General features: G+C 55.1%; 10 protein-coding genes. 3 read left to right on the forward strand and 7 right to left on the reverse strand.

The genetic code is table 11. The features are described from left to right. A partial coding sequence (locus KJ653_05255) for a hypothetical protein (protein MBU0685239.1) occupies positions 1 to 2,070 on the forward strand: 2,070 nt, incomplete at its 5' end. A 13-nt stretch (positions 2,071 to 2,083) separates the two neighbouring features. Here KJ653_05255 and KJ653_05260 read toward each other — a convergent pair. The 6 genes from KJ653_05260 to KJ653_05285 all read right to left on the reverse strand — a co-directional run bounded on the left by KJ653_05260 (position 2,084) and on the right by KJ653_05285 (position 7,356). Continuing rightward, complete coding sequence (locus tag KJ653_05260) at positions 2,084 to 3,091, reverse strand: exosortase/archaeosortase family protein (GenBank protein ID MBU0685240.1); 1,008 nt, start codon at positions 3,089 to 3,091, stop codon at positions 2,084 to 2,086. Between the two features lie 102 nt (positions 3,092 to 3,193). Next, positions 3,194 to 3,754, reverse strand: a complete 561-nt coding sequence (locus tag KJ653_05265; GenBank protein MBU0685241.1) for a hypothetical protein — start codon at positions 3,752 to 3,754, stop codon at positions 3,194 to 3,196. Beyond that, complete coding sequence (locus tag KJ653_05270; GenBank protein ID MBU0685242.1) at positions 3,751 to 5,103, reverse strand: DUF58 domain-containing protein; 1,353 nt, start codon at positions 5,101 to 5,103, stop codon at positions 3,751 to 3,753. The genes KJ653_05265 and KJ653_05270 overlap by 4 nt, the downstream gene beginning before the upstream one ends. 104 nt (positions 5,104 to 5,207) lie before the next feature. Continuing rightward, complete coding sequence (locus tag KJ653_05275) at positions 5,208 to 6,194, reverse strand: MoxR family ATPase (protein MBU0685243.1); 987 nt, start codon at positions 6,192 to 6,194, stop codon at positions 5,208 to 5,210. 143 nt (positions 6,195 to 6,337) lie between these two features. Then, on the reverse strand, positions 6,338 to 7,000 hold the full coding sequence (locus KJ653_05280; protein MBU0685244.1) for a thioredoxin family protein: 663 nt from the start codon (positions 6,998 to 7,000) through the stop codon (positions 6,338 to 6,340). A gap of 8 nt (positions 7,001 to 7,008) precedes the next feature. Continuing rightward, the gene (locus KJ653_05285; protein MBU0685245.1) at positions 7,009 to 7,356 is read right to left on the reverse strand and encodes a PadR family transcriptional regulator; all 348 of its coding nucleotides are present in this window, start codon (positions 7,354 to 7,356) and stop codon (positions 7,009 to 7,011) included. A gap of 291 nt (positions 7,357 to 7,647) precedes the next feature. Between KJ653_05285 and arsM the strand changes: the two genes are divergently transcribed. Together arsM and KJ653_05295 are read left to right on the forward strand one after the other, a co-directional pair. Continuing rightward, positions 7,648 to 8,514 (forward strand): arsenite methyltransferase, encoded by an 867-nt coding sequence (arsM, locus tag KJ653_05290; protein ID MBU0685246.1) that lies wholly within the window; start codon positions 7,648 to 7,650, stop codon positions 8,512 to 8,514. A gap of 253 nt (positions 8,515 to 8,767) precedes the next feature. Beyond that, positions 8,768 to 11,605, forward strand: a complete 2,838-nt coding sequence (locus KJ653_05295; protein MBU0685247.1) for a hypothetical protein — start codon at positions 8,768 to 8,770, stop codon at positions 11,603 to 11,605. A 6-nt stretch (positions 11,606 to 11,611) separates the two neighbouring features. Here the strand turns inward: KJ653_05295 and KJ653_05300 are convergent, their stop codons facing one another. Then, positions 11,612 to 13,069: a trimethylamine methyltransferase family protein gene (locus KJ653_05300; GenBank protein MBU0685248.1), complete on the reverse strand. Its 1,458-nt coding sequence runs from the start codon at positions 13,067 to 13,069 to the stop codon at positions 11,612 to 11,614. Positions 13,070 to 13,549 lie beyond the last annotated feature (480 nt).

Raw genomic sequence — 13,549 nt, forward strand, 5'->3', positions numbered from 1 at the left:
CTTCCGTCGCCTTGGGACGTCGATACCGCCGTGTGGGCCGAAGGGGACCACCGGCTTGAGATCACGGCAACCGATGATGAACTGGTGATCACAACTAACTGGTTCATATTCCATATCGACAGGACCAGTCCCGTCGTCAATATACTGTACCCGACCCCGGGTTCAGCAGTGCCTCGGGGATGGACAATTACTGCAGATGTATCGGACGACCACCTGGACCAAGTGACATACTCTCTTGACAACGGAACGCCTCAGGCTTTAGCGAGCCCGTACGCCATCGATATGACCGGGTGGCTCGTCGGCAACCATGGCGTTGTCATCGAGGCCACAGATCTCGTAGGACACAGTGCCTCGGACGGCACCCATTTCGAGATAGTCGAGAGCACACTAGTATTGAGCCTGGTTAGTCCGAGCAATGGCGCCGTTGTTCATTCCGGAGTGCAGATAAAGTTCTCTGTCCTGTCCCTGGAGACATACACTAGCCGCTGGGCGGAGTACGGAACATGGCATTCGCTCGAGGCCTCGACAACGATCTCCACGTCTGGCTGGATCGAGGGCCCGCATGTCATAACCATCAACTCTACGGATGCCTTCGGCGGCTGGGACCAGATGGAAGCATCTCTCGCGATCGACGATACTAACCCCATCATCTCGCTGACGTCTCCGGCGAACCACTCGTTCGTATCTCCTTCTGACAATTTGTCGATCAGAATCATCGATGAGAACTTCAACAGCGTGACATGGAGCCTCTGGGGTCAGATTCGAACTAGCTCGTCCTTTGATGTTTCGATACCCTTGACCGACAGCCCAGGAGACGGCTATTTCACCGTGTACGTGAGTGCTCTGGACAAGGCCGGGAACGAGAAGGCGGACAGTTTCGTCTTCGCAATGGACTCTTCCGATCCATTCTTGGAAGTTACGGGGCTTGTCGATGGCCACGCTATCCGTTCTGGCCAGGTGCTGACTGTCGATGCCCATGACGTGTTCCTATCCAATGTCAAGTGGTTTTTCGACTCCGGCCAGCAGAATGTTCTGCAGGCTCCATACACCATAGACACTAGCGCTCTCTCATCTGGCTGGCATGCTCTGAAGGTTGTCGCGACGGACTATTCGGGCAGGTGGAACTGGAGCAACAAGAGCTTCTTCATAGACACCGCGCCTCCTATCATCGTAACGGCTTTCCCGATTTCTGTATCTGCAGGTTCCTCGTTCGATCTGTCAGCTAACATAACTGACGACTTCAAGGTGGCACGCGCGGACCTCTACTACGAGCTCAAGGATGGGGGCTTTGGCAGTGTGCCGATGTACGATACTGGCTCGGCCTTCAAGGTCCAGATCGCTACCACAATCTCGACTTGGAACGACATGGTTGTGTACATCCGCGCTTATGACTCTGTCGGGAACTGGGCAGAGAGCGAGCACGTCAAGCTGGTGGTGACCTCGACATCATCGGACGACGAGGTCCCTCCCTCGTCGGGAGACAACCCGAATTCAGGGCTGGGGCAGTTCCCATTTGTCTCATGGCTCACGACTCTTGAAGGAATGATCATAGCTGGGATCCTCATTGGAATGCTGGTCCTTGGGGCTAGCATCTACAGGAGGCACAGGAGATCGTCTGAGGACGCTGGTGTGACGGACAGCTATGTGAGGCCCAGACCTTCAGAGATCGTTGAAGCATCTGTGCGCCGGTCCTCACCCAAGGTTGAGATCACATCATATGCTGCAGCCGCAAGTGCTAGACCGGCCTTTGTGGATTCGAAGCCAATTCCGGCAGCTGTTGCCAACAAGACATCCGAGGTTGCACGGCATTCCGAGGGACGAGCCATGCCATCTCTTCTGGACGCAATCCCCGCTAGGCCAATCAAGGCTGTGGCCAGCGATGGGGAGACACAGGACGATGAGGACTATGGTGCGCTCATCGAACGAGAGCTGATCATGCCTAGCCTCAAGCACTCTGTCTTCTCAGACGATGTGAGGGATCTGACGCTCGATCTCGCCCGCTATGTCGACTACTTGGATGTCCGGACCAAGAGACATTCAGAGAGCCAAAGGAATTCGCTTGTGCACTAGAGGACGCAACCACCTAGTCGGTTGCCTTCGGTTCTTGAGCTTCTGTCACTATGTCTTCCTCTGTCCGGGGCTTCGTCGGTCCTTCGACTCGGTCAAGCCACCTCACTATCAGCATCCAGAAAATGGTGACAAACACCACGAAGACAATGATGCCAATGTAGGCATGGAAGAATGCCAGGGCAGGTGCGCCGTAAGCTGAGCCAATCATAATAGTAATCACCATCCTAAAGATGTTGGAGGCCCAAGTGACTATGAATCCTAGACCTAGTGCCGCGAGGATCCACGGGTCCACCTTCCTGTACCGGACCAGGACAAACGCTAGGAATGCGGAGAAGAAAAGACCGACTGAGTATAGTCCGCTGCATCCTTCGCCTATCCCCAGAAGGATGTGCCGTCCTTCGTATTCGAACGTTATGTAGTTTGAGATACCGTGGCTGCTGGCCTCGAGTTCCGAGCTCACATCTGCCCCAAACATACGCAAAAGGGACACGACTGGAATGGTTATGAAGTAGTATTCGGAATAGGCGTTGATCCTGTAGTACGAATCCCCACTGACGATCGTGTATGTCTTCCATATCACGGCGAACACGATCGTGAGAAACATGAGATACAGGACCACAAAATCCTTCTGCATTGCGTACTTCGACGGCCCTGCATTGTAGAGGACTAGAGAGGTTCCAAACAGCGTCACGACGAAATCTTCAATTCTCAAGTCCGCTTGGCCACTTACGAGGAGTTTCCACCCGGACCAGATTGCTACCAAAAGGAAGCCCGCAAGTGGGATCAGGAGTGCGATATGTTCCTGCGTGATGACCTTGGAGAGCAGGTCCACGAGCATGCCGCTGCCGGGTTCCTTTGCTTCCCTGCGAACGTACGCTAGGGAATAGAGCGCAAGGATGGATCCAGAAGCGATGAAGACAAGTTCCACGGAATATGCCGAGTGCCCCATGTAGTGGTTGTATAGAGCGGCCGCAATCAGGATACAGCCGAGGAGGAGAGGCCATTCCTTCGGGGTTCTCACGATTGCCGCTCAGGCTCTAACCGATATATAATCATTGAGCAGTGCTATTCTTGGGATGTCCGAACAGGCTGATGTTCGCCCAGATCTAGCAGGAGACCGTGCCTATCCTTGCGTCTGTTCTCGAGACTCCGGAATCCTGGCGGTCTCAGGCACTCGCCGAGTCAGTGCAATCGCCCCAACAACGGTGACTATGAGCATGATAGAAATCTCAGTCATAGGGGTTAGTCGCATTGCTGTCGTTGGCGCAAGCAGGCTCATCACTAGGATCACGGCCGGAGCGGAGAACAAACAAATGAGGGCGAATGTGAGCGCGACTATCGCTGGTCTCTTCAACAAGATGACATCCGTGGACTCTCCTTCCTCTGCAGACAATGCCAGCCAGGTGAGCACAAACATCGGGATCGCCAGAGACCCGATCGCAGTGATGATCTGGCCAACTTCGAGAAGGCTTGGAAGATCTATCGCCGATGCAGATGCGGTCGCTGTCAACAACAACCCGACGAGCGCAGAAGGTCTGTAGGTGGACTGCAGACCGAGGAGTATGAGAACAGTGCCCATCGCTTGAGCCAGAACGACCAGGAAGCTGTGCTCGGAGAAGACTGCTAGATCGATCGAGGCGACTACTACTAGGATCAACCGGACTCTTCTGGAGAATGCTATCACGTTCTTCCCCTCCTTATGGCCCTCACGATTCTCGTTGCGGTGTCAGCGGGGCCGATCCTGATGTAGGACACTCCCAATCCTCTGAAGGTCGCCTCGATTCTCAGAGTATCTGATAGGTCACCGTAGAGCCGTTCAACCTCTGGCATGTCCGGCATCCCCTCAGCATTTCGGTACCAGTCATCATATGTGTGAATCACGAGCATCTTGTTGCCCGTGCTCTTGCAGAGTTTCGCCCCTGCGATGACGGCATCGCGTGTCGAGACCAGGTCTGAAATGATTATGAACAGCTGTTCCCGGCCTCTGTTGCGAGCGACTATCTCCTTTATCCCGCCTTCGAGGCCTATCCCTAGCGCGGGGCGTGCCCCCTTTGTCGCAATTCTGTCCAGAGTCGACAGGAACTCCTTTCCCTCGGCCGTGGCCTTGAGCGATGTCTTCTTGGGTTCTGGTGTCTTGTTCGGTTCCCTCTCCTCTGTCCGGACAATCCCTCCTTTGCTCTCCTCCATTGACGAAGGGGCCTCTCTCAGGACCTTGACGATCATCTTGAACTGGTGCCTGCCGAGCGCAGGTGAGGCTTTGTTCAGGACATTGATTTCGTCAAAGAGTGCGACGCCCGCAGGATAGAAGCTGCTGAGAAGGACGTTCGATATCTGCATAGACAGGTCGACTGCGTGGTCGATCTTCGCGACCTTGCTCCTTTTCAGCCGCATGCTCCTGCTGCAATCCACAAATACTATCGTTTGAAGCGACCCCTCTTTTCTGTAGGTCTTGGTCATGAGTTTGTTCAGTTTGGGGAACAACTTCCAGAGGATGTCTCTGGCTCGGTCTCCTGGGACATACTCTCTGATTCCGTCGAATTCGAATTCTCTGAGCACAACCGCAGGGTTTCTTCCCATGCCAGAGAACTCGAGGTGTTCCCTGCCTGCCATTCTGCGCGCAGTGTCAAAGCTTCCTTTCTCGGTATGAACGTTTATTACTGTTGGGTGCTCGATGATCTGCTCCTCGTCAAAGAGTCCCAAGGAGCCGCTACGCGCTATCTTCATCCCAGGTATGATGAGGGGGCCGCGTTTGGTCGGGACTACGGAGTATGACAGCCTCAGAATCGATTTTGGAGGAAGGGCCCTGATTGATCTGTTCGAGCCAGCCGAGAGCTCGCAGTTCTCCGGGAGAATGTCCTCGAATGTCCCTCTCACCGTGATGGGGTCCTTGTTGAGGATCTCGACAGAGATGCTCGTCGGCTCTTGTGCGAAGGAGACCTCCTCGAGCGCTCTCCTTTCGATACGCAGGTCCGTTCGCTGCAGCTCGGAGACGAACCTGAGATATGCGTAGACATAGGCGCTGGCGAACGTCACGCTTAGTACGGTCCATGATAGATTCGAGAACAGGATTCCGGCAAATGCAAACACTATTGTGAACGACAGAATTGCGGTTCCCAGAGAAGTTGAGCGCAAGCCACTCACTCTTTCCTTTCTTCGCCGCTCCTGAACTCACCCTTTGGGACGGCGACTGAGGAAAGTATCGAGTCAGTAATCCCAGAACGGGTCATGCCGCCGAGCTCCGCTTCTGGAGAGAGAAAAAGTCTGTGGTCTATTACCTTGTGAGCCATCGTCTTTGCATCGTCTGGAATGACGTATGTGCGCCCGCCCAGATAGGCATGCGCTTTCGACGTCTGGAGAAGATGTATTGCGCCTCTCGGGCTGAGACCGAGGTCGAGCTCGTCGACCGCTCGAGTCGCTCTTGTGAGGTTCTCGATGTACTCGAGTATGCTCGGATGCGCATGGATATCTACAACTTCGTCTCTCATGGATAGAGCCGCATCTCTTGCGAGCACCATTTTCGGTTCGATCTCGGGTCCACTCTTCATGCGAAGGATGTCGATTTCTTGTTTCTGATCTAGGTAGTCCATGGTGCTCTTGATCATGAATCGGTCAATCTGGGCCTCGGGGAGAGGGTAGACGCCTTCAGTCTCTATGGGGTTGAGCGTGGCAAGCACCATGAACGGGTTCGGAAGATCGAAGGTGTTCCCCTCAATCGTCACCTGGCGCTCCTGCATGGCTTCGAGAAGCGCTGACTGCGTCTTCGGAGGGGCTCTGTTGATCTCGTCTGCGAGGACAAGGTCGGCGAACAATGGGCCTTTCCTGACCTCGAACTCGGTGGACCGCTGGTTGTAGAAATAATGTCCGGTTATGTCCGCTGGTAGGAGGTCCTGCGTGAATTGTATCCTCCTGTACGAGAGGCCGCAGACGGACGCAAAAGCCTTTGCCAGCGTGGTTTTCGCGACCCCGGGGACTCCCTCTATGAGAAGGTGGCCTTGTGTCAATAGGCATATCATGAAATCCTCAATCTGCTCGTGGTAACCCACGACCGTCTTGCCCACTTCTCCCCTAATCGCTCTCAATGACGCCTCGATTTCCTCAGGCGCCCTGATCCTCGTTCCTGGCATTGCCTTGTTACTCCTTGCAGGTTCGTAGCCGACATGCGCGCGCAATCGAAGCCAAATGTGTCTCCGTCGGCCACCGGTTCGAGAATCTCCTCATCGATAATAAGTCTATGCGTCTCGAGGGTTTGCCATACTGGCCGGGTACGTTACCCGTACATACTGTCGATTAGGGAATGGTCAGAATCTCTTAGTTTCTCGAAGAAATCCGCCTCGGCCATCGCGCCGGTAATGTCCATGTTGTCGTTCAATATGATCTTCGGGACGCCCATCACCGAATGTCTGGTCGCCAGGTCTGGGAAGAGCGAAGAATCGATGATCTCGGCGGTGACGTTCTTGGATTCTATGGCCGCCCTGTACGAGTGCCTCGCGACGGTGGGACAGAAATGGCATGTCTGGAGCACGAAGAGTTTGATGTTCGCCCTTCTCCTGACCGTCGAGAGCGCGGTCCTTGCGATCGGGGAGAGAGGTGCCTTGGACGACGAAAGCTCAACTATCGCATCTACCAGAGGAGGTAGCTCGTAGCCGAGAGGGATGCCGTAGTATCTGATCCTGGAGAAATCGTTCTTGACCAAAACCATGCAGGGCCAGTTCTCGATGTGGAGCTGCCTCATCTTCTCGTTCTTGCCTCCATCCGCCGTTTGGATGTCTGCTTTGATTTTCTGGCTGAGACTAGCCATCATGTTTCCGAACTCTTTCAGTTCTTCTGAAACAAAAGTCGCTCCGTCTACGAAAAGCAGGAGCGTCAACTCGTCCTTCATGCTCTGCGCCAACCTGTGCGCGATGCTCTCCCTCTCTGCCGCCGAGAGCATGAGGCCCGTCACATCGCCTCCAGGAGAATGTCACCGTAAGCCTGTATGAAAAACTCCTTGGCCTTCAGCAGCCCCTCCCTTCCAGCTGGAGTCAGCCTGTACACCTTCGTGTTCCTTTCCTTTGACGACTCGATCAACCCCTTCTTTTCCATGTACTTGAGGGTCGGATAGAGCGTCCCAGGGTTCGGTTTGTCCCCCTTCCTTGCGGCTATTTCACCCGCTATCTCCGATCCGTACATCCTCTTCTTGGAAAGCAGGTGCATTATCAGGAAGCTCAGCATGCCTCTCATGTCGCAGCACTTCGGGGCCCTGCAACACTCCACCTCTATGTCGAATCCCTTCTTCTTGCCTGGCATCGCCTGTGGATATCGTTTCCAAGGTACTTAATTTATTGTGTGTACAATATTGTGTGCCCAACACATTCTTATAGGGCGCGATGCATATAGGTTATTGGACATACAATAGTATGGAGTGATGAAAGATATGATGGAACAACTTGCAAGGGCGTTGAGCGCAGAGAAGTTCAATCCTGCGGAACACAAGCGCTGCCCGAGGATCTATTGCAGCATTGAGGGTCGGAGCCGAAAATCGAGAAGATTCGGCAGATCTGATCAAGGCATGTGTGATGATTCAGAGGTGGTACTAGCATGGTGAAGAAGGCGAAGCCCAAGTCCAAGAATACGGGTCACAGGTCAGGCAAGAAGACAGAGGTCCGTGAGGAAGACGTCAGGCGCGCGGTTAGGGATAGGTATTCCAATCTTGCGCTTTCCGGCACTTCATGTTGCGGACCTTCTCCAAGCACGATGTGCAGCTGCGGAAATCTGTATCCAGCAGCTGATGTTATATCATTGCCCGCTGAAGCCGTTGCGGTAAGCGCCGGTTGTGGGAATCCTACCGCGATCGCCGGCCTCAAGCCGGGGATGACAGTGGTCGACCTGGGAAGCGGTGGCGGCATCGATGCGTTCCTCTCTGCCAAGAGGGTGGGTCCTAAGGGCAAGGTTTTCGGTATTGATGCCACTCATGAGATGATATTGCGTGCGCGTAAGACTGCCCATGATAACGGGTACGACAATGTCGAATTCAGGCTCGGCGAGATAGAACATATGCCACTCGACGCTGGGATTGCCGACGTAATCATCAGCAACTGCGTGATCAACCTCTCCCCTGACAAAGGACAGGTCTTCAGAGAAGCGTTCAGAGTGCTCAAGCCTGGCGGAAAACTGGCCGTATCTGACATTGTGCTTCTGAAAGATCTCCCGGAGCAGATGAAGTCCGACCTGGGGGCTTGGTCGGAGTGCGTCAGCGGCGCTATCTCCGAGAAGGAGTACATGAGGGCGATGTCCGATGCGGGATTCGAAAAGATCAGGGTCGAGGAGAGGGCAGTATACACTCATGAACAGCTCTCCGATTACATCAAGGGCTCGGAGTCCGAAGCATACGCGAAGGTTGCAGGGATCGACCTCTCGCAGCTGGTCGCCAGCTATAAGATATCCGCTGTCAAGCCAAGGAAGTAATCCTACTGTCTTCATGGGCCATCTACGGCCCCGTCCTTGACGGAAGCTCATGCAGGCACAGCGATTCCTAGCCAGAAGGTCTGACTCCGTGCCATCATTGTCGAAAGTTTATATAGCGCACCTGGCATAATCGCCTCTATCTCCCAGGCCAGAACATGATCCCGCCTGGGAGGGATATTGGACTGGACGCTCGAGCCTTTTGGCACTGAGTCGTGCACCAAACCAAGACGAGAGAACATATGCCAGCACAGAGATGAGTAGTGTGATAGGACTCCGATCGATAGCAGCTGCTTCCTTGTCCGTCCTCCTGGCTTTCGTCGTCATCATGCCTGTTTCGCCCGTGGGCCCAGCTCTTAGCGGCGTCGTGGCCGCCTCCGGCCCGGGCTTCTGGGGCATTTCTGAGACATTCAGTGGTGTCCTCACAGGCACACACGGGCCTGTATTGTTCGGTGACTTCAACCTGAGCGCTCAATCATCCACGGAATCAGTCGTGCTAGACGGCTGGTTGTTTGTCATGACCAGAGAAGGCATGAGCCTCTTTGGCGATGCAGTCACAGGCACGGTTGCGACCTACACCCCGTCCGGTCCGGCCGAGAGGGGCAACGACTGGAACATATCCGCTGAGATCACTCGGCCGGTCGAAGACTCCGCCTACCTCGCAAACCATATTGAGAATGTCTCAGGGAGGCAGGGACTCACGGTCTATCTGACAAACAGCTCTGGGACGGCCTTGGCTGGCGTGGAGCTTGTGACTGGACATCCGGACAATGAGTCGATCAGGATCTTCAACGCATCAGATTCCTCGTGGACGGTTGTTGCGAGGGACATGCTCCCCGCTCTCACGCACGATTACCCGATGTACGGCGCCAAGCCGGACAGGTACGTTGTGTCCTTTGCGCATGCGAACAATTCTCCAGAAGTCCAGGTGCTTGTGAGGAACTCAGGATCGGGCGTAGTCTACTTGGGCAATCTCACCATTCCGACCATCGAGGGAGCAAATGACCCTAGCCTGAGGTTCGATATCTATGTCCTAGATGGACGGGTGGCAGCGTACTTCGTTGCCAGCGGATGGATAATCGACAACGTGATGTTCAGGTCTCTTGAGTCGCGATACCCCGTCATAGAACCGGTCTACGAGTTCGTGTCAGAGGAGGCTCCGCTCTGGCTCGAGATAAAGGACATAGACGGCAACCGGGTTACGGACGCCGCTGTGTCGATCGAGGGCGAACCGGGATTCTACAACTGGACCTCCGACAGATATGAGATCGGCATCGACAGACAGGTCGACTGGGACATCGGCTTCAACTACACGGTCACAGTGGATGGCGTTGTTGTCAACGACAGGGCGAAGGTCAGCACGACCCCCAGCAATGTCTCGAGGGTGAGCATCCCGAAGTGGTGGAACGGCTGGGACTGGGTCAGCGTGCTAGGGAGGGACGATTCGTACGGCCCCGACACAGCTATCAGCATGTTCCAGGACTTTGATCACCCCAAGACGGCATACATCTTCTCAACTTTCCAAGGAAACTCCACGGAGCTTCTGGCCACGCAGTCCGAGATTGCCATGCACTACCCTCACGATTTTGCAAATTGGGGGCAAAAGTTCTGGGACGAGGCGGTCACCAGCGCTGGTATCTGCCACTCGACATTCGAGGACAGATACTGGTTCGCCAGCAGGTGGGACGACCCCAGATACGTTGGCAAGGGAGACACATACATATCGATCGCCAATCCCGGCAACTCTGCCTCATGGGAACAGATGTTCGCCCACTACCTGAGTGGCACGAGGCTCATGGGTATCAGCTCCCAGTACTACCTTGCCGGCAACAGCTCGCTCATAGGCAGCTATTGGATGTACGCTCCGCTGTTCACGGGCATACCCAGCTGGGCTTCCTGGGACCCGCACTCACGCATGGATATGATGGATATGTGGAGGTCCGTCAACACCGACCACAGCGGGACCCACCAATGGCTCACGGCGTTCAACGCGGCGAACAACGGTGGCGTCCTGCGGGTGTACAACCACGGGATAATCCTGAACGCATCGCTCCTGTACTGGATCGTGGACAACAAGACGAATTCGTCCTACGAAAACTGGAAGGCCACCGACGGAGAGGTGGCCAGCTACATATACGGCAGATTAAGCACCGACATCGACCTCGATAGCCGTTCCACCTCTTCCGTGTGGATGTACGACATCTCCAGGCAGGACCCGACTGCGAGCGGCTACTGGAGGGTACCTGTGACCGTTGCTGTCGACATCACGGACGAGCTGGTAGAGGACATCGAGATTGCGGACTCCTCATGGAACCTCAAGATGTCCACCGGAACGCTTCAAGATCTTGCTGGGAAGAGGATAATGGACGTTGGATACGACATCCGCGGGACGACTCTATACGTGTCGTACTTCTGGAACGCCTCCTCGGAGCTGAAGATAACAGTCCGCCACTTGACGAATCCGAGGATACTCACAGAGCCTGACGCTCGGGCCATCGCATATTCTGAGTATTCGACCAACTTCTCCTCTACCCTCGCAGACTCTGGTTCGTCCTCGTGGATCCTCTCAACCGACGCCCCCTGGCTCTCGATTCAGTGGAGTGGCGATGGGAACTGCCTCATTAGCGGCTTTCCGACCTCCGAGGGCACCTTCACCGCTGAGCTCACGGTCTCCGACGAGAACAGCACAGAAACCGTCACCTGGACGATCACCGTCACCCGTCCGAAGACCATCAGGGGACACGTCCAGGACTCCGGCGGGAACCCTCTCTATGCGTCCAACGTCATAGTTGTGGTCAAGGCTGGCAATCACATCAGAGCGGTCCAGTATGCGATCACGGACAAGTTCGGCTTCTACATGGTCACATTCGACCAGGGTGATTGGAATGCTGGAAACACCATCGAGGTGTCTGCGTCCAACGGCTCTGAAACCGCGACGAACTCCACAGACGCACACAACTACCCCCACCAGGAGATCAACGTGCGCCTCGCGACCGAAGTCCCCGAGTTCGGCCACCCCATCGTGTTTTTGTTGGCCGTGTCATCAGCGATGATCGCCGTGTTCGGTTCTGCTTCATGGAGAAAGCGTCGGTGAGCTAGTTCAGCGCCTTCCCATCAGCGTCTTCTCCGCATCCTTGACGATCTTTGACAGGTCCTTCTCCACATCCCTGTCCAAAGGCATGGGCACGTGCTCCCTAAGGATCTTCTTCACAACATCCTTCGCAACATCTTGAAGCGGTCTCACACCGTCCTTCTTGGCCTTCTCAGCGGTCCTCTTGTCGTAGAGCTGCGAGTTCCTGATCTCTCCCTGCCTAAGGTATTTCATGGTGTGCGGCTGGGCGAGGAAGTTGCCCATGTGGCCGACCTTGTCGATGAGGTCGATGGCCAGTGTGTCGGTGTTGACATCGAACCCGCGCACGGTTCTGAAAACATCGGCGTAAATCTCGTTGTCCACGACAAGCATCTGATAGCTCGCGGCGTTCTCCCACGCCCCACCGATGCCGGACAGGTTGTCTGCCCCCGCCATCGCGGGGATCATTGCCGTCTCCGCGCGCTCTATTCCTGCCTGTATGTCGAGCATGTTGCCGTCCATCGTCACGCCATAGACGTCGGCTATCATCTTGTACTTGTGAGCGATCTGGACAGTGGCCGCGGACGCAAGCGCCATCTCCGGCATGCCCCAGACATTCTTGCCCGTCCGGAGGTCCATCATGCTCAGCCTACCGGAATACTGTATCGGTATCTTCGTGGTAACCGTGTGGACGAGCATGACGCCCGCGAGCAGCTCAGCGTTCTGTTGTGCGAGCCCGCCCGCAATCGTGATGGGTGCCGTCCCGCCGCATATGGGGCATGGGACGAGGTCCACTGATACTCCGTACTCGGCCCCTCTGACAATGACATCTGCAGCATGTGCATCGTAGGTAAGCGGGCTGCTCGGTGAGCCGTAGACATCGAGCAGAGGCCTCTTCCTGAGCTCCTCCAGGCCGCCGGTGACACATGCCCACATCTTCGCTAGAATATCGACGCTTTCGACATTGAGCGCATAACCGGAAATGCACTTGCTCGAGTTCTTCATCATCGCTTCCTGCGTCTTGATCACGAGCAGCTCGGGAGGGACATCGGTCGCGACCACCAGGTTCGAAATGGAGTGGCAGAACTCTAGTGCATCCATCAGCCTGGTGGCGTCCTCGACGTCCTTCAGAGTGGACATCCTCATCTCGCCTGTCTCGAGGTCCATCATGCTCGGGTTGCCACCAAGGGCGTGCGCGTACATGTGCTCGCCATCGAAGTGCATGTCGTTCTTCGGGTCTCTTGCGCAGTTCTTGCCGTAGGGCATGATGTGTTTAATCGCCTCTTCCGTCATGCTCCTAGGGAATGCTAGCACATTCTTCCTCGTCGGGTGCCGTACGGCTCCAGCCTTCAGAAGCCTCTTCTGTGAGTCCTCGCTGTCGAACCTGACGCCGGTCCTTTCCAGGATCTTGAGCGAAGCGTCGTGTATGTCGTCGACCTGGTCGTCAGTTAGGACTTTCAGTCTGAATCTGACCTTGATTCCTTCCATCTTAGTCCGCCTCTTCGGCCCTCACTGAGCATGCTGGCCATGCTGGCCATGCTCGTTCGGGTCTCTTTCTGAAAGGACTATGGCAATCGCTTACAAATACGTGTTGGTCTGGCAAGAACAGCAAACCAAAAGATGCTGGAAACGCTCAACAAAAAGTCTCGTCCGTCCCCCCAAACCCCTTTGAGTCTTTTTCATCTGACAATTCCGCCGGGATTTGAACTCCGGCGACTGGCTGAGAATCAATCAGAAGGGCAGCGGGCTGCCGCAAACCCCTCTCAGTAATCAGGAAAACTGATAAGATAACAATGGCGTTACAGTGCCAAGGCGATTATATGCCCGATGTCCTCTTGTCCGAGAAAGACGAGGCCCCCCAACATGTCGATGTACTTGAATATGGACCGCTGGTCAAAACACTTCCTATTGTCATTCTTGTCGTCTGGCTTGTGCTCTTCCTGTGCATAAGAATCATGACTGACCCTC

The organism is Candidatus Thermoplasmatota archaeon, assembly GCA_018814355.1.
Classification (GTDB): Archaea; Thermoplasmatota; Thermoplasmata; order UBA10834; family UBA10834; genus COMBO-56-21.